The sequence below is a fragment of the Actinokineospora bangkokensis genome (assembly GCF_001940455.1).
Lineage (GTDB): Bacteria > Actinomycetota > Actinomycetes > Mycobacteriales > Pseudonocardiaceae > Actinokineospora > Actinokineospora bangkokensis.
In genome coordinates, this window is the sequence record NZ_MKQR01000005.1 from 193,909 (window position 1) to 209,276 (window position 15,368).

Here is a 15,368-nt window from a genome sequence, read left to right on the forward strand (position 1 = left end):
CGGCCCCTGGGTTCGACCAGGCGCGCATCACACGCCTATCAGGACACGATCGAGCGCCGCCCGCCCCCATGGCCCCCAGTGGGTCTTCCCCCCGGGAAGACCCCGAACTCCGTTCTGCCCCATGAGCATCAGGAAGAGGCACTTCATGGCGGCCAACCCGCGTGCACGTCGAACCGCCGCCTCATCCGCGAGCCCGTACGCGTCGAAGAACCGCCCGGCCATGCCCGCAGGCAGCAGCACCCACGCAGCCGCGAGGTCCCACGCCGCGTCCCCGGCGAGCAGGTCACCGAAGTCGACAACGCCGGACAGCGTCCCGTCCGAGACGACGACGTTCGCAGGGTGGAGATCTCCGTGCACCCACACCGGCGGCCCCTCCCACCCCCGGGCCGCCACGGCATCGTCCCAGACAGCCCGAACTTCGGCAGCGAGGTCATCAGGGGCCACGGCGCGGAAGAAGTCCTCGAAGGCCAGCGTGCAGTTCCTGGGATGAGCACCACGATCCGTCGCACCCGGTGCCTCGGCGGGTGCCGCCACGTGCAGCGCCCGGAGAAACCCCGCCAAGCTGTCGGCCGCCTGGGCCCCGCGGTCGATGGAGCCGTGGTCCAGCGGCTCACCAGGAACCCACGTCATCACTGTCCAGTGCTTGGGGAAGCGCTCAGACGGTTCACCGAACCGCATTGGGGTCGGCACCGGCAGCGGCAGGCGCGGGGCCAGCACCGGCAGCCACCGCCGCTCCTTCAGCTGGGAGTCCGGGGTGGGGTCCATGCGCTGCACCCGCACGGCCAACTCATCCCCGAGACGCCACATCTGGTTGCCCCAGCCACCCGGCACCTCGCTGATGCCCAGCCCCGCGAGGTCTGGGTGCTGTTCCCGCAGCAGGTCGCGGACCAACTCAGCGGTGATCTCGATCTGGGCACCCGTCACGCCACCCCACAGTACCCAGGCAGCAGCCTCGGCGGTTCACGCCGTCAACGGTGATGGCCGAACGGTCCGTCCTGGCTCAGCGCCTGCCCACCCGCCTCACCGCGGCGGGTCATGCTGCCAGGTCAGAGCCGCTCACCCTCCGAGGATCTCGGTGATCCCTTGGCGGTAGGTCGTGGTCTTGAAGTCGGGGAAGCGGGTGGTGAACTTGGTGGAGTCGAAGATGTTGTCGGAGTGGTAGCGCGGAAGCAGTTCGGCGGCTTCCTTCACCCCCTGGTCGAACAGGCCGCCCAGCTTGAAGACCGCGGCCGGGACAGTCGTGTGGCGGATGCGCCTGCCGGTGACCTGTGCGGCGACGCCGATCATGTCCTCGTACGTCAGCCGCTCCGGGTCCACCGGCAGGTGCCAGGTCTGGCCGTAGGCGTCAGGGGTGTTGCCGAGCAGCCCCAGGCCGCGGCTGGCGTCCGGGGTCCAGATCAAGGTCCTGGTGGTGTGGGCGCTGATCGGGACGACCGGTCGCTTGCCCTGCTTGATCCGGTCGAAGACGGCGGAGTTGGTCAGGCTCTTGGTCTTGCCGGGCCCGTAGAACTCGGGTGCCCGGCCGATGACGGCCTCGATGGTGCCCGCGTCCATCTCCGCCAGCAGCATGTTCGCGATCCTTGCCCGCACCGCCGCCTTGCGCCCGACCGGCTCGAACGGGGTGTCCTCGACCTGGGGAGCGGCGGTCCGCGGGTACATGTACGTGTTGTCGAAGAACACCAGCTTGGTGCCGTGCTCCTGACACGCGGCGATCGTGTTGGCCATCATCACGGGGAACTGCCGCTCCCACAGCGCGGAGTCGAGGGGGAGGCCGACGGTCAGGTAGGCGATGTCGCTGCCCGCGACGGCGGCGGCGGTCGCTCCCGCGTCCGTCAGGTCGGCCTTGACCAGCTGGTCGGTGTCGTGGACCTTGCTGGGGTTGCGGCTGACCAACCGGATGTCGTGGGTGACGTTGTCGTGGAGGTAGCGGGTCAGCTCTTCAGCGATCTGGCCGTTGGCTCCCAATACGGTCTGCATTCGTCCCTCGGCTCTGGATCCGGTGCGCGGGTGCTGGGCGATCGATGGCGGTCCGCCCACGGGAGAGCCTGCTCCCGATGTATGCGGCGCTCACATCAAGGTAGGCTGGGAAGTGAGCGGCGTCAACATCGCCCACTGCGCTCCAGCGGGGCAGTGGGGGTGGCGCTCGCGACCCTGGGCACAATGACGACCAGGAGGAGGGCTGGCCATGTCGGTGAGCACGAAGAAGGGCTACCACCACGGCGACCTCCGCGCCGCGTTGCTGACGGCGGCCATGGGCATGCTCGAGCGCGGCGAGCCGTTCTCCATCCGCGCCGTGGCCCGCGAGGCCGGGGTGTCCGCGACGGCCCCGTACCGCCACTTCCCCGACCGCGACGCGCTGGAATCCGCGCTGGCCGCCCAAGGGCTCCGCGACCTGAGGGCGGACCTGGCCCGCGGCCGCGACCTGCCGAGCACGGTGGAGGAACTCGCTGACCTCGGCGCGGCCTACGTCGGGTTCGCCCTGCGCAGGCCCGCCCTGTTCCGGCTGATGTTCGGCAACGAGTGCGACCACGAGAGCGAAGAACGCGTGCGCGCGGCGGCCGAGGTGCACGAACTCCTGGCGGCAGCCATCACCGGCGTGCTGCCCAACTCCGACCCGATCGACCTCGCCCTCGCCGGCTGGGGCCTCGTGCACGGCTTGGCCTGCCTCTACCTCGACCGCAAGCTCACCGCTCCGTCGATCGACCACGCCGTCGCCCAGACGCGCTCCTCGTTCCTCGCCGTGCTCGACGCCAAGTCCGCAGCGGGCGGGAACTGACCGCGCGCCGTTGACTCACCTCCGCCAGGGGGTTAGCGTCGATGTAAGCGATGCAAACATCGGTTCGAGTCGCCTGGCACCTCAGTGGAGCCTGACGGAGAACTGGGGAGGAAGCCGGGCATGCCCAAGCGCATTCTGAACGTTGTCACCAACGTCGGTCACTACGACGACCCAGACCACCCGACCGGCCTCTGGCTCTCGGAACTCACCCACGCTTGGCACGTCTTCGACCAGCATGGCCTGGAGCAGACCCTTGTCAGCCCCAGTGGGGGCGCCGTACCGCTTGAACCCCGCGCCTTGAAGTTCCCCAACTACGACAAGACGGCCAAGGCCTGGCGCAACGACCCGGCCAAGATGGCCCTCCTGGAGAACACCCTCAGCCCCGACGAGATCGACCCCACCGACTACGACGCCATCTACTTCACCGGCGGCCACGCCGTCATGTACGACTTCCCCGACAGCGAAGGCCTGCAACGGATCACCCGCGACATCTACGAACGAGGCGGCATCGTCTCCTCCGTCTGCCACGGCTACTGCGGCCTGCTCAACACCCGCCTCTCCGACGGCACCCACCTCATCGCAGGCAAGAAGATGACCGGCTTCGCCTGGACCGAAGAAGTCCTCGCCCGCGTCGACAAGCTCGTGCCCTACAACGCCGAGGAGCGCGCCAAGGAACGAGGCGCCCTCTACCAGAAGGCCAAGGTCCCGTTCGTCTCCTACACGGTGGTCGACGGCAACCTCGTCACCGGCCAGAACCCCGGCTCAGCCCGAGAAACCGCCCAAAAGGTCGTCTCGCTCCTCTGAATCCCCCGGCAAGTCCAACCGGTCGTCCGCCGCGCGCTTTGCAAGGCCGATGTGTCGGTGGTCTCGCCGCAAGTGACCCGCTACCCCTGGGCGTCGCTCCTGGTCGACCTCGACGTAGGTCCCGCACCCTCCGGTGCACTCAGTTCCACGTGACGATGGAGGTCTACACCGACGTCTCCCCCGAGGTGACGCGGGCGGCGTTGAAGAAGCTGGGGACAGCCTGGAGGCTGACTGCGGTACTCCGCTGCTGTACACAACGGCAGAGGCCCTGTCCGGTGAACCGGACAGGGCCTCTGACCTGCGTGGGCGATACTGGGATCGAACCAGTGACCCCTTCGGTGTGAACGAAGTGCTCTCCCGCTGAGCTAATCGCCCGGCGCGGTCTCCCGCGTCGATGGGTGAAGATTAGCAGGGCGGTCCGGGGGTCAGAACAGGGGGGAGGCCAACCAGGGCCAGTCGAGGTTGAACCAGCCGCCGACCAGGGAGAACACGTTCAGCAGCCAGAGGGTGGCCAGGACGATGAGGCCGGTGGCGGCGAGGACGGCGAGGCGGATGGGCCAGGGTTGGCGGCCGAGCCAGGCGGTCCAGGCGTCGTACTTGGACTTGGCGAAGGTCAGGACGCGCTGGGCCCAGGGGAACTCGATGGCGAGAATGGCCAGGCCCGCGAAGACGACGAGCCAGCCGGGGCCGGGGTAGGGGATCAGGACGATGCCCAGCACCAGCACGGCGGTGCCCACGACGCCGACGCCGACGCGCCAGACCGTGCGGGTCGTGGCGTTCCGGTCGACCCAATCGGGGCGGAAGCCGCCTTTCCGCTCTGTCTTCTCGGTCACCGGTCCGCCACCTTCCGTGCTGATGCGAACCCCATTCTCCCGCGAACCCCGCCGGTCGGCACGACGGCGGGCTGACCTGGGCCAACCGGGTGGTCTCGCGCACAGATCGCTCGACACGCCGCAGGTCAGCGCGGTATTGGCGGCCCGGTACACAAACGATGCGGATAATTCGTGCTCCGGCCGCTACCGGTACCGCCGAAAACCAGCCAATATGGGTGGGCCTGGCCCACGGTCCTCACCGAGCGCGCAGGCGCGACCGCTCAGCGCACCGGGTGGTGGACCGGATGGGTGAACTAACCCGGTTCCGCGTCCGGATCCTGGTGCCGGCGCGTCACACCGGTGTACCTCAGTCGTTGACTGGGAAGGGAGCAGAAGGGTACCTGCGATGCGAAACGATCACGTCACGCTGCGGTCGACGGCGGTGTTCGACCTGCTCGCCCCCAGGACCCCCGCGGTCCCGGTGAAGGTCGAGCTGCGCTACGACACGCGCGACCCCTACGCGGTGGTGGCGGCCTTCCGCACCGGCCGCGCGGGGTGGGTCGACTGGGTCTTCTCCCGCGACCTGCTCGCCGACGGCCTCATCGCCGAGGCGGGTGACGGCGACGTCCGCATCCGGCCCGCCATGGACGACCCCGAGGTCGTCGTTATCGAGCTGAGCTCCCCCTCCGGCCACGCCGTGTTCGAGGCCTCCGCCCAGGAGCTCGCCGACTTCCTCGACCGCACCTACGACGTGGTCGTGCCCGGCAACGAGCACCTCTGGGTCGATGTCGACGAGGCGCTCACCCACCTCATCTCGACCGACCTGACCTGAGCGAACGCGGGAAACCCACCCCCGGTTTGGAGCCCTGGAAGGGCGTCCTATAGAGTTCTCCTCACACCACGGCGGACGGGGAACCAGATCCTCAGAAGTCGCGGGGCTTGCGGATGTAGCGCAGCTGGTAGCGCATCACCTTGCCAAGGTGAGGGTCGCGGGTTCGAGTCCCGTCATCCGCTCGGAAGCGGTTCGGCCTCTGCGCCGGCCCCCTGGGGTCCCGGCTCCAGGAGTTCTGGCGGAGTGGCCGAGTGGCTTAGGCAAGGGCCTGCAAAGCCCTGTACGCGGGTTCGATTCCCGCCTCCGCCTCGGGCGATTAGCTCAGTGGGAGAGCACTACCTTGACACGGTAGGGGTCACTGGTTCAATCCCAGTATCGCCCACCCCGAGAAAAGGCCACGTCAGGCCCCCTCGCAAGAGGAAAGCCTGACGTGGCCTTTGTCGTCGTGACCCTCCACAACCAGCAGGGGGTCGGCACCCCCGCCGGACCGTCGTCATCGGAGTCGTCGAGTGCGCGCATGATCCGCTCGCTGTGTCATCGGCGCGCCGGATGTCTATCCCCAATGTCTTGGTGGTCCGCTCATGCCCGGGCACCAAGTTCGGCGGCACCCCGTCCTCAACCAAATAGGTGGCGGAGGTCGTGGAAGCGCAGTCCCCCACGGTGTCCAGCTTCCACTCTGCGCACCGCTTCGTGTGGGTAACCAGGACTTCCCTATGGTGCACTCCGCCACTGTCAGTTCACTGCGCGACGAGCCGGTCACTCTCCGGCACAACCACATCGAGCAGTCCAGCTCGGACCAGGGCGGGCGTCGCACCCGATGCACCACCGCCAGACGCCCGCCGTCAGGGCGAGGGCGTCCATACAGAGCTCGTGGCCTCACCCCACGTCAGGCCCGGCCCTTGCGGCAACGGCCACGATGCCCCGGTATGGGAGCGCACCGCGGCCCTGGGAGCGACGAGGTCTGGGAGCGCGCCCGCACAGTGCGTGACGAGGGAACGCCGACCCACACCCTCACCAGCTACTACCGGCCGGAGCACGTCGACGGCACCCCGTTGGTCGACGACACACCCGGCACGGCCAACCCGGGTGGCGGGTTCGCCGTCCTGACCGCACAGGGGCTCGAACCACACCACATGACCGAGACCATCCGTTCCCGCATGCCCACCCCGGACGAGCGCACCAAGCTGGAGCTGCCCGCCGGGGAACCGGTCATGGTCCTGCACCGCACGACCTACACCGAGTCCGGTACTCCCGTCGAGTTCGCCCGCGGCATCCACGCCGCGAGCCGCTTCTCCTGGACCTACAGCTTCGAGCTACCGGAGTAGCCATGACCGCCATCCCCGAACAGCACCTCGCGGCCGTGCGAACCCTGTGGGACTACCACGACCTCGACCACGAGCTACAGCCGACCGATGTCGGTATCGGGCTGGGCAGCCACGACCTCGGGGTGGCGACCTGCGCGGCCCAGCTCTACCACCAGGAGCTGTTCCCGCTCATCCTGTTCTCCGGCGCGAACGCGCCCACCACCACGGCCCGCTTTCCCCGCGGCGAAGCCGTCCACTACCGGGAGCACGCCCTCGAACTGGAAGTGCCCGACACGGCGATCCTTGTGGAACCCCGGGCGACGAACACCGGCGAGAACATCACCCTCGCCCGCGCCCTTCTGGCCGAACGCGCCATCCCGGTCAGCACGGTCACCCTCATCAGCAGGCCCTACCAACAGCGCCGCGCTCTCGCCACATGCGCGAAGCTGTGGCCCGAGGTCACCGCCCAATGCGCGTCACTGCCAATGAGCCTGGAGGACTACGTCCGCGAGATCGGAGACGCCGACCGCGTGATCAACATGCTCGTGGGCGACACCCAACGAATCGACCTCTACGCCCGCAAAGGCTTCGCCATCCCCCAGCCCATCCCCACCGAAGTGGCCGACGCCTACCGCTCCCTGATCGACGCCGGATACACCGCCCGCCTGGTGGCCACCGGTTAGCCCTACGCGACTGTGACCAGCGTGTTCAAAGTTTCTTCTCTTCATCAAGGCGGCCCGCCCTGCGGGCGGCCCGCAGGCACGCTGGCCATCCCCGGACGGGCTGCTCTGCGCGGGGCGTGCGGCCTTCGGCCGATCCCCGCGCAGGCCTGTCCGGTGACGCGTGCCCGAACTGAGCATGAGCCGCCGATGGAAGACACGACCACTGGCATCCGCAGGCGCCCAAGGACGGCAGCTCTTCCGACAAAGAATGCGCTCGCCGCGCAGGCAGGCCAGCAGCGAGAAGGGGTGCCGTCGTCGGCCGCCGGTTCCGGAGGGGGCTTCCTGCCTCACCGCCGTCAGAACACGGGCTATCAGCCTGGCCACCAGGGCGCAGAGCCCGCAGTGGTCGACCGCCGGTGTCCGTCGAGGGCTGCACCCTGGTGACCAGGCTGATTGAAGGCGCCCAGACGGCGGCGAGACAGGAAGCCCGCTCCTTTGAGGGCAGGGATACACCGACATCTGTGGCGATGTCCGACCAATGCTCAGGCCACCCGGCCGTTCAAGAAGCTGCGTTACCGCACCAGGCGTTTCCATGCGCGCACAACGGATCGCGCCCATCCCCGATTGCTCAACGCCTTCAGCGCAAGGGTGAGGTTGTTCTGGCTGTTGAGGGTGTTGGGGTGTTCAGCACCGAGCACCCGGGTGTAGCTAGTGAGGGTGCTGCGGTGCAACTCGGCGGCCTCGTCGAACCGCCCCAGGCTGTACAGCGCGCTGGCGAGGTTGTTCTGGCTGCTGAGGGTTTCGGGGTGTTCGGCGCCGAGTGTGGTCTTCTCGGAGTTGAGGACGTGGTGTCGGAGTGTGAGCTCCGTCGCTGCGTCTCCGCTGGCCCTGAGCTGGTCGGCGGCTGCGTCGAGAGTGCTGCGGGTGGCGATGAACACCGTCGGGTCGCCCCGGGGTTCGAGTGTGCAGAGGGCGAGTAGGTGTGGGGTCAGCAGGCGTAGCAAGGACCAGGAAGGGCGGCCTTGGGGGGTCCAGGCGTCGGTGAGGTCAAGCAGGGCGGTTTCGGCGGTGTCCCGCCACTGGGTGGGGTTGTGGTGGTGGGCGAGGAGGAGGATGTTGGTTTCGCGGACCAGGGGGTGCAGGGCGACTGTGGGCAGTGTCGTGGTGTGGCTGAGTTCATGGGTGTCGAGTAGGCCGTAGCGGTGCAATTGGGCTAGTGCGGCGTCGACGGCTGCGCGTCCTGTGGTGTCGTCGGTGGTGTCGTGGATGAGGGCCGGGGTGATCAGCTGCAGGGGGATGGGGGCTTCGGCGAGTAGCGACAGGGCGCGCAGCAATGGCCGGGCCAGCGGGTGGCCCTCGTCGCGAGTTGGTCGAGGGACACCTCCCAGGTGTGGCCGATGAGGGTGCGGGCGGTATCACGGTCGGTGATGTCGGGGTGTTCGGGAAGCACCTGCGCGGACTTGTCCAGGAGAGCTTGCTGGTAGGCGGTGAAGGTGCGCAGTCGCGCGGTGGGAGAGGCGAGCGCGGTACCTGCGGCGTGCAACGCCAACGGCAATCCGCCTAGGCGCGCCGCCAACTCTCGGGCGTCCTCCGCTGTCCCAGCCCCAGGGGCGAGGTCGAGCAATGCCTGCCCGCCCTCCTGCGGCGACAATGAGCCGAGTTCGATCCGTTCAGCATCACGCCCCCAGGTCTGGGCGGTACGATCGCGGCTGGTCACTAGCAACAGCCCGCCCCCGCCCGGCCGTACCCAGCCGCGGTAGGAGGCCACCGGATCACCAGCACCGAGCGCATCAGGCTGATCGACGTTGTCCAGGACCAGCAGCCACCGCGTCACGGTCTCCAGGTGGCGCCACACCACATCCGCGACGCTCGCACCCGACTGCTGCGCCGCCGCCACCGTGCCACCGGCCAACCCGAGAGTGCGGGCGACCTCGACCATCTGCGCCGTCATCGACTCCTCATCACGCCACCGGATCCAGAACACCGCAACCCCTTGCTGTTGTGCATGTTCTGCGGCGATGGCCGCCAATGTCGTCTTGCCCATCCCCCCGGCACCCGAGACCACCGCGAACCGTCCCCTCGGGGAATCCACCAGCCCCATTAATTTTGCCAGCTCGACTCTCGACCCCGCAACATCTCCACACCGCCCACAGGAGGACGCAGCGACTGCGGGGCCAGCACCGACAACCGCGGGATCACCGGCTGCTCCACGGCCCCGCCACCACCGCCCTGTACGAGGGCGCCGATCACCACCAGCAGGACCAGCACCGCCAACACCAGCCACACACGCCACTGGTCCTTGAAGAACTCCGGCACCTCCACCGTGGCGTAGTTGGTCACCACCGCCTGCGCGGCACCGACCACCACAGCCGCCAGCACAGTCAGCCCGACAACCTTCCCGCGACCCCTCATGCCGAGAACATCTACACCGACCCTCGACCTGTTGCACACCCACCCAGGGATCACCTGGCCCCGATCACCGCCGAGCACGCCCTTGCTCGGTCGAGCCAGCCTCATCGCCTTGGCGCGGGCGGGTACGGTCCAGCAGCCGGATAGCACGCAAGTACAGCAGCCGAGATGTCCTAGGATGTCTTTCACTGACCAGCATCACCGCTGTCACCTCATGCCTGACCAGCAGAATTCCGGCTGCCGTCAGTTCACGCCGAAGGGGGCACTGGTTCGATCCCAGTATGGCCCACAGGTAGTTTGTGCAGGTCAGCGTCCTACCAGTCAATCAGGCTGGTGGGGCGTTGATCGTTTCGGGGAGCATGTGGGGAGCATGGCCTGGTGACCACCTTCGGGTGCCGAGGGGTCACGGGGGTGGGTCTTGTTCGGTGTCGGTGGCGTCGCGCCAGGTCCGTCCGCCGTCGGTGGTCCAGCGGGTCTGGAGGGTGTCGAGCATGGCTTGGACCATGCGGTCGGTGACGTGGGAGTAGCGGTCGTTGATGTCCTTGCGTTTGTGGCCGAGTCGGGTCAGGCGTAGGACGCGGGGGACGTCGTCCTTGACCAGCCAGGTTTCGTGGGTGTGGCGGAGGTCGTGGAAGTGCAGGTTTTGGTTGAGGGGTGCCCAGCCGTGGTGGGGGTTGCCGGTGAGGGCGGGCAGCCAGGCGCGGCGGCGGAAGTTGGACCGGCGGTGGAGTGTTCGGTGTGGGCCGGTGAAGACGAACCGGGTGTTGGGTGCGCGGTGGTGGTGTTGGCGTAGTTCGTCGGCCAGGAACGGTGGCAGGTGGACCAGGCGGGCGCTGGATGAGGTCTTGGGTGGTCCCAGTTCGAGGCGGCCGTTGATCTCGTGCAGGGCCCTGTCCTTGGCGTCGATGACGATGTGGGGGATGTCGTGGTCGAGGTGGACGCGGGCCCATTGCAGGCGGGTCAGCTCGCCCCAGCGCATGCCGGTGTGGGCGGCGGTCTGCACGAGCAGGCCGTTGCCGGGGTGCATGCGCCAGGCGATCGTGTCGACCTCGTCGGTGTCGGCGTGGGGTCGTTCGGGGGCGTCGGCGAAGGTGGTGCGCAGCTTGCGGCAGGGGTTGGACCCGATCAACTCCTCCTCCACGGCCTCGCCCATGATTATGGAGAACAGGATCAGGACGTCCTTGGCGGATTTGTCCAACTCAACATCCACACCACCCGCGGCTACGTCGCCGTCTTCGACGAGGACATCGTCCGCCACTACGTCGCCTTCCTCGACCACCGCCGCGAACTCCGACTGATCGAGGAATGCCGCGCCACCACCAGCGAGGAATGGGCCGAGTTCGACGAGCACTTCGGCAAACGCAAGGTCGAACTCGGCTCCTGCGGACGCCCCTACGGCATTCCCTGCCAGCACGAACACGCCTGCATCCGCTGCCCGATGCTGCACGTCAACCCCAAGATGCTCGCCCCGCTCGACGAACTCGGAACCGACCTGCTCGACCGCCGCACCCGCGCCGAGGCCGAGAACTGGGCCGGCGAGGTCGAAGGCATCGACATGACCCTCACCTACGAGCCAAACGCGAGGACAACCAGCGCCGCCTGCGAACGACCAACCAGCAGAAGCAGCCAGAATGACACCCGAGAGACGGGCTCAACCGTCGTCAGCCGCCTACCGCGAAGTCACGCGTTCGGCTCGGCGATCGTGATCCAGTAACGACGGAGTGGGCCGAGTTCGGTGTCCCGGATCTCCTCGAAGACGCCGCCAAGACGCTCGATCGTCTTCGCCGAGGCGACGTTGTTGGCCGCGCAGACAACCAGCACCCGGTCCATGCCGAGCCCCCGCGCTTCGTCAAGCATTCGGCCCACCGCCCAGGAGGCCAGCCCACGCCGCCGCGCGGACGGCCGGATGCCGAAGCCGATGTGGCCGGCCCACTGCACGTGGTCATTGAACTCGTGGCGCAGCGCGATCCCGCCAAGCACCTGGTCGTCCTCGACAATCCACCGGCACGTGGTCTGCTCCGACCCATCGGCCAGCCGTGCAACCCACGCGGCGAACCGGGCCGGCGACTCAACTTCATCGGTGGGCGCCAGCCCGAAGCCGTCCTCGTGGAGGCCAGGTCCCCACTCGGCATGCGCATCGAGCCAAGCGTTGTGCAGCCGCGTAGTGGGCGCGATTAAGTCGAGCATGTCCCGACTCTATCGACCCCATTCGCCCACGAGCACGGCAGCAAACCATCCGTCGTCCTCGAAGTTCCCACTCCGCAACACGCCACTGACCAGCAAGAAGAGCTGAAAAGCTACCCCCCGGGCGTCCAACCGGCGGAAGGTGCGGATAAGCACCAGCGAGTACAAGATCAAACCGCTCAAGCGGGCCGCTGGGGAACTGCTCGGCTACCCGCATCCTCGCCGCGTGCCCGCCGGGGTCTACGTCGAGGAGGCCATCGGCATCAGCACCGATGAGTTCATCCGGGCCATGGACTCCGGGCTGCGGTTCATTCGCAACGTCTTCCCGCTCATCGAGTTGGGGTTCGACCGGGACCAGTGTGTGCGGTACCTGGCCGAACGCGGCTTCGGTGACACCGTCAAAGTCCGCCTGCGTGGGGTGCCCGTTCCACGGCAACGCCGGATGGCGTGGATCCGCGACCACGACCCCGACGGCTGGGCGCAGGCGGTCGAGTTCGACCGTGCCATCCGGCGTCGGCGACGCCCGGGTTAGTGGTGGTGACCGCGTACCTGCTCGCGATCACCACCACCAACCTGCTCTCCGCCCACGTCCCCCGCTGCTGTGGGGTGGGTCGCTGATCCCTTGGGGCGCGCCGCTGGTCGGGGCCGCGTTGGCACTGCGCGACTTCGTCCACGACACCCTGAGCCTCCGGGGGAGTAGCGGGCGCGACGGCGTCGGCCGTGGCGGCCTCGCCCCGGTTCGCCAGTCTGGTCGCGTTCGCCGTCTCCGAGGTCGTGGACGCGCTCGTCTACACCCGTGCACGGCCTCACGGGCGGGTAGTGGCGGTCGCGGTGTCCATCTGCGTCGGGCTGGTCGTGGACACCCTGGTGTTCGTCCCCCTGGCCTTCGGCACCACCGCGCTACTGGGCGGGCAGTTGGTCGGCAAGTCCGCGGCCACCGCCCTCGCCCTCGCCGTGCTGCACGCCCACCGGTACCTCACCCGGCCGGGGGTGAGGGGATGAGGTTCTACCTGGGCACCCACCAACCCGCCTGGCTCGCCCGCGGCCTGGAGGCACCCCTGCTGGTCAGCCACCGACGGCTGGCCGGGCGCCGGAGCCTGCCACGCGCCACCGGGCGATGGGCGCTGGACTCCGGCGGGTTCACCGAACTCTCCCTGCACGGGCGGTGGCGCACCACCGCCACCGAGTACGTGGCCGCGGTCCGCCGCTACGTCGACGAGATCGGCCACCTCGACTGGGCCGCCCCACGGGACTGGATGACCGAGGACACCGTCCGCGCCCGCACCGGACTCACCCTGCGCACCCACCTCGTCCGCACCGTGACCGATTACCTCGACCTGCGCCACCGCGCCCCCGACCTGCCCTTCATCCCGGTCATCCAAGGCCAAACCATCGACGACTACCTGCACTGCGCCGACCTCTACGAACACCACGGCATCGACCTCACCGCCCACCCGGTCGTCGGGGTCGGCAGCGTGTGCCGCCGCCAACACACCACCGAGGTCGACACCATCGCCCGCACCCTCGCCGCCCGCGGCTACCGCCTACACCTGTTCGGCGCGAAGATCCTCGGCCTGACCCGCTACGCCGACACCATCACCTCCAGCGACTCCATGGCCTGGAGCTACGCAGGCCGCTACCGCCCCGGCTGCACCCCCACCCACCGGACCGAATCCAACTGCCTGCCCTGGGCCCTCACCTGGTACCGCCACGTCCTCACCACCACCACTCCGTCACGCACTAGCCCACGCCGCCCGCCCACCCGCAACGACACCAACCGCCCCACCACACCACGCTCACCACGACGCGACCAACGCAAGCACCCGCGCACATCAACTACGCATCCACCCGGGCATTACCGATGACGCCGAACACACCATAGGCGCTGCACAAAGCCACCCAGACGAACGAACACCGTCGTCGCTGCTTGCTCTCTTCCCACCCCAATGGCTCCATCGTGGACGCTCACACCTGAGCAAGTACCGCACGACCCCAGGGACCGACCATGCACCGCGACTGCATCCGGGCGGCACTGCGCCCCTACGCGCCACCCCACACCGTCGACCAACTCATCGACACCCTTGCCGCCGCAGCCGACAGTGGCCGGTGCCCCCGCTGCAGCAACCACCTATCCCGCCAAGCCCGCATCACCCGCTGTTATACCGACAACCACACCCATCCCACCCAACCCCGCCCCGCCCACCTCGGTCCTCACCCCGTCACCGGCGGCCTCACCGACCTCCTCCACCACAGCCGGGACGATAGCCGACCTTTCGACGCCGTCGCCTGCACAAACGCCCTCCAACTCGGCACTGACACCTTGCGCCGCCTGGCCATCGAGACCGAACTCGCCACCCACGGCATCCCCTCGTCACCGCACTCGGTTCCATCGTCCTCGCCCATAAACTCACCCGACACCCCAGGACGACGTGAACCATGACTTTCTCGCCCATTGATCTGCGGGATACGTGCGCACCCGAAATGCGACAAGTCGCGGGGAGTCAATCATGACTCTGGCCGTAGCGGGCAGATTGGAAGCTGGCGAAGCACGTCAAGCCTTCTTGAAACTTTTAGCTCCGGAGTACACCGCGATGCCGAACCCGCCATTGGCCTCGGGGCCAACTCATCCCCGACAGCGACAGCCTCACCCGCTTGGACGCGCGACCCGACCGCGGTGCTCTGTCTGGGCGCGTCGAAGACCGCGTGATGCGCGCTGCCGCACCAACAGCCGCCAGATCGGTGGAAGGCTCACTGTCATGTTACGCGCTCTGGGCCCGCAGCTTTGGCTCACCAGCCCGCAGTTCACCCGACACCTTTCCACGACCTCGTCGAGGCCATCATCGATGCGGCATCGGCTCTAAACGACGAGGCCGTGCAGGCCCCGCCGACCTGGACAGCCGGACTCGGCCCCCGAAGCACCAGCCCAGACAGGCAGGCGCGCGGGGACAACCTCGTCACCGCAACTGCCGCCTACCGCGACCAATTCGGCATTACCCGTAATAGTCTGACACCGTTGGACCGCAACCCTCGGACGCTGGTCCTCGATCATATGCTTGGCACATCGTCAGCACCCGGTGGACGCAAATCGTGGACGCAATCAAGGAAAAGACCTCTGAAACCCAAGCTTATACTGACCGGATATAGGAAAGCTTGTACGACGTAGGGAGGCGACCGGCCGACGACGCGAAGACTGATAACGTCAGCCGTTTCCTTAACAATACTAGGAGCACGCACTTTGACGGCACGGTCATCGACCAGCATCTAGACTTCGTCTCAAGCATTGGACTCCGAATCGCTTCTGCTCTGATGTTCCGAGGAGTAGGGAAAGCAGTATGGATGCTTCGACCTAACGTCGACCATCAATCCAATTTCGGCGGCGAGCCTTTTCTGGCTCAAGCGGCATCCAGGGTTGCCTCAATGGCTATGCACGCCATTCCAGCGTCTCCCACTAGAAAAAGTGCGTAGTCCGCAGGCTCCTCAACCCCAACCCGTGCGCACACAAGGGAGCGAACAGTGCTTCCGGAAGCCAACTGAACATAGCGACTTTGCGTGGTTGGGTCCCACAACCGTACGGTCCCATCGTCG

General features: G+C 67.7%; 17 protein-coding genes and 4 tRNA genes. 12 read left to right on the forward strand and 9 right to left on the reverse strand.

Annotated elements, in window-relative coordinates; all coding sequences use genetic code 11:
- Positions 1 to 27 precede the first annotated feature (27 nt).
- Both BJP25_RS03470 and BJP25_RS03475 read right to left on the reverse strand, forming a co-directional pair.
- Positions 28 to 924, reverse strand: a complete 897-nt coding sequence (locus BJP25_RS03470) for a phosphotransferase (protein WP_075973294.1) — start codon at positions 922 to 924, stop codon at positions 28 to 30.
- Positions 925 to 1,056: 132 nt separating this feature from the next.
- On the reverse strand, positions 1,057 to 1,977 hold the full coding sequence (locus BJP25_RS03475) for an NAD-dependent epimerase/dehydratase family protein (protein ID WP_075973295.1): 921 nt from the start codon (positions 1,975 to 1,977) through the stop codon (positions 1,057 to 1,059).
- Positions 1,978 to 2,185: 208 nt separating this feature from the next.
- On the opposite strand from BJP25_RS03475, the gene BJP25_RS03480 reads away from it, so the two are divergent.
- Complete coding sequence (locus tag BJP25_RS03480) at positions 2,186 to 2,776, forward strand: TetR/AcrR family transcriptional regulator (protein ID WP_075973296.1); 591 nt, start codon at positions 2,186 to 2,188, stop codon at positions 2,774 to 2,776.
- A 120-nt stretch (positions 2,777 to 2,896) separates the two neighbouring features.
- Positions 2,897 to 3,580 carry a type 1 glutamine amidotransferase domain-containing protein gene (locus BJP25_RS03485; protein WP_075973297.1) on the forward strand — a complete coding sequence of 228 codons (684 nt, stop codon included), beginning with the start codon at positions 2,897 to 2,899 and terminating at the stop codon, positions 3,578 to 3,580.
- Positions 3,581 to 3,883: 303 nt separating this feature from the next.
- On the opposite strand, the gene BJP25_RS03490 is transcribed toward BJP25_RS03485, so the two are convergent.
- A tRNA-Val gene (locus tag BJP25_RS03490) sits at positions 3,884 to 3,955 on the reverse strand.
- Between the two features lie 50 nt (positions 3,956 to 4,005).
- Entirely contained in the window at positions 4,006 to 4,413 is a 408-nt protein-coding gene (locus BJP25_RS03495) for a TIGR02611 family protein (RefSeq protein ID WP_075973298.1), read from the reverse strand.
- Positions 4,414 to 4,798: 385 nt separating this feature from the next.
- On the opposite strand from BJP25_RS03495, the gene BJP25_RS03500 reads away from it, so the two are divergent.
- From BJP25_RS03500 to BJP25_RS03525, 6 genes are all read left to right on the forward strand, one after another.
- Entirely contained in the window at positions 4,799 to 5,224 is a 426-nt protein-coding gene (locus BJP25_RS03500) for an SsgA family sporulation/cell division regulator (RefSeq protein ID WP_075973299.1), read from the forward strand.
- A gap of 109 nt (positions 5,225 to 5,333) precedes the next feature.
- A tRNA-Gly gene (locus BJP25_RS03505) sits at positions 5,334 to 5,406 on the forward strand.
- Positions 5,407 to 5,461: 55 nt separating this feature from the next.
- Positions 5,462 to 5,533, forward strand: a tRNA-Cys gene (locus BJP25_RS03510).
- Between the two features lies 1 nt (position 5,534).
- Positions 5,535 to 5,606, forward strand: a tRNA-Val gene (locus BJP25_RS03515).
- A 544-nt stretch (positions 5,607 to 6,150) separates the two neighbouring features.
- Positions 6,151 to 6,549 carry a UTRA domain-containing protein gene (locus tag BJP25_RS35195; protein WP_269844516.1) on the forward strand — a complete coding sequence of 133 codons (399 nt, stop codon included), beginning with the start codon at positions 6,151 to 6,153 and terminating at the stop codon, positions 6,547 to 6,549.
- A gap of 2 nt (positions 6,550 to 6,551) precedes the next feature.
- Positions 6,552 to 7,211 carry a YdcF family protein gene (locus BJP25_RS03525; RefSeq protein WP_075973300.1) on the forward strand — a complete coding sequence of 220 codons (660 nt, stop codon included), beginning with the start codon at positions 6,552 to 6,554 and terminating at the stop codon, positions 7,209 to 7,211.
- 551 nt (positions 7,212 to 7,762) lie between these two features.
- Here the strand turns inward: BJP25_RS03525 and BJP25_RS03530 are convergent.
- The 4 genes from BJP25_RS03530 to BJP25_RS03545 form a co-directional block, all read right to left on the reverse strand.
- Positions 7,763 to 8,524 carry a tetratricopeptide repeat protein gene (locus tag BJP25_RS03530; protein ID WP_075973301.1) on the reverse strand — a complete coding sequence of 254 codons (762 nt, stop codon included), beginning with the start codon at positions 8,522 to 8,524 and terminating at the stop codon, positions 7,763 to 7,765.
- Positions 8,473 to 9,291, reverse strand: a complete 819-nt coding sequence (locus BJP25_RS03535; RefSeq protein ID WP_075973302.1) for an NB-ARC domain-containing protein — start codon at positions 9,289 to 9,291, stop codon at positions 8,473 to 8,475. The genes BJP25_RS03530 and BJP25_RS03535 overlap by 52 nt, the downstream gene beginning before the upstream one ends.
- Positions 9,291 to 9,602 carry a hypothetical protein gene (locus tag BJP25_RS03540; RefSeq protein WP_143218858.1) on the reverse strand — a complete coding sequence of 104 codons (312 nt, stop codon included), beginning with the start codon at positions 9,600 to 9,602 and terminating at the stop codon, positions 9,291 to 9,293. The genes BJP25_RS03535 and BJP25_RS03540 overlap by 1 nt, the downstream gene beginning before the upstream one ends.
- A 400-nt stretch (positions 9,603 to 10,002) precedes the next feature.
- A complete protein-coding gene (locus BJP25_RS03545; RefSeq protein ID WP_198943326.1) occupies positions 10,003 to 11,019 on the reverse strand; it encodes a tyrosine-type recombinase/integrase in 1,017 nt (338 codons plus the stop codon).
- 18 nt (positions 11,020 to 11,037) lie between these two features.
- Here BJP25_RS03545 and BJP25_RS34495 point away from each other — a divergent pair, with 18 nt between their 5' ends.
- Complete coding sequence (locus BJP25_RS34495) at positions 11,038 to 11,313, forward strand: hypothetical protein (protein ID WP_198943327.1); 276 nt, start codon at positions 11,038 to 11,040, stop codon at positions 11,311 to 11,313.
- On the opposite strand, the gene BJP25_RS03555 is transcribed toward BJP25_RS34495, so the two are convergent.
- Entirely contained in the window at positions 11,280 to 11,786 is a 507-nt protein-coding gene (locus BJP25_RS03555; RefSeq protein ID WP_075973306.1) for a GNAT family N-acetyltransferase, read from the reverse strand. The two genes, BJP25_RS34495 and BJP25_RS03555, sit on opposite strands and share 34 nt — an antisense overlap.
- 139 nt (positions 11,787 to 11,925) lie before the next feature.
- Between BJP25_RS03555 and BJP25_RS03560 the strand changes: the two genes are divergently transcribed.
- The 3 genes from BJP25_RS03560 to BJP25_RS03570 all read left to right on the forward strand — a co-directional run bounded on the left by BJP25_RS03560 (position 11,926) and on the right by BJP25_RS03570 (position 13,648).
- A complete protein-coding gene (locus BJP25_RS03560) occupies positions 11,926 to 12,315 on the forward strand; it encodes a hypothetical protein (RefSeq protein ID WP_198943328.1) in 390 nt (129 codons plus the stop codon).
- Between the two features lie 188 nt (positions 12,316 to 12,503).
- The gene (locus BJP25_RS31990; RefSeq protein ID WP_084793636.1) at positions 12,504 to 12,785 is read left to right on the forward strand and encodes a VUT family protein; all 282 of its coding nucleotides are present in this window, start codon (positions 12,504 to 12,506) and stop codon (positions 12,783 to 12,785) included.
- Positions 12,782 to 13,648, forward strand: coding sequence for a deazapurine DNA modification protein DpdA family protein (locus BJP25_RS03570; protein WP_233157893.1), 867 nt, complete (start codon positions 12,782 to 12,784; stop codon positions 13,646 to 13,648). The genes BJP25_RS31990 and BJP25_RS03570 overlap by 4 nt, the downstream gene beginning before the upstream one ends.
- Positions 13,649 to 15,368: the final 1,720 nt, after the last annotated feature.

Bases quoted from the DNA above. Each gene is read 5' to 3' on its own strand.
- BJP25_RS03480 (WP_075973296.1), top strand. From the start codon at position 2,186: ATGTCGGTGAGCACGAAGAAGGGCTACCACCACGGCGACCTCCGCGCC.
- BJP25_RS03540 (WP_143218858.1), bottom strand. From the start codon at position 9,602: ATGAGGGGTCGCGGGAAGGTTGTCGGGCTGACTGTGCTGGCGGCTGTG.
- BJP25_RS34495 (WP_198943327.1), top strand. From the start codon at position 11,038: ATGCTGCACGTCAACCCCAAGATGCTCGCCCCGCTCGACGAACTCGGA.
- BJP25_RS03485 (WP_075973297.1), top strand. From the start codon at position 2,897: ATGCCCAAGCGCATTCTGAACGTTGTCACCAACGTCGGTCACTACGAC.
- BJP25_RS03525 (WP_075973300.1), top strand. From the start codon at position 6,552: ATGACCGCCATCCCCGAACAGCACCTCGCGGCCGTGCGAACCCTGTGG.
- BJP25_RS03475 (WP_075973295.1), bottom strand. From the start codon at position 1,977: ATGCAGACCGTATTGGGAGCCAACGGCCAGATCGCTGAAGAGCTGACC.
- BJP25_RS03535 (WP_075973302.1), bottom strand. From the start codon at position 9,291: ATGGGGCTGGTGGATTCCCCGAGGGGACGGTTCGCGGTGGTCTCGGGT.
- BJP25_RS03570 (WP_233157893.1), top strand. From the start codon at position 12,782: ATGAGGTTCTACCTGGGCACCCACCAACCCGCCTGGCTCGCCCGCGGC.
- BJP25_RS35195 (WP_269844516.1), top strand. From the start codon at position 6,151: ATGGGAGCGCACCGCGGCCCTGGGAGCGACGAGGTCTGGGAGCGCGCC.
- BJP25_RS03500 (WP_075973299.1), top strand. From the start codon at position 4,799: ATGCGAAACGATCACGTCACGCTGCGGTCGACGGCGGTGTTCGACCTG.
- BJP25_RS03555 (WP_075973306.1), bottom strand. From the start codon at position 11,786: ATGCTCGACTTAATCGCGCCCACTACGCGGCTGCACAACGCTTGGCTC.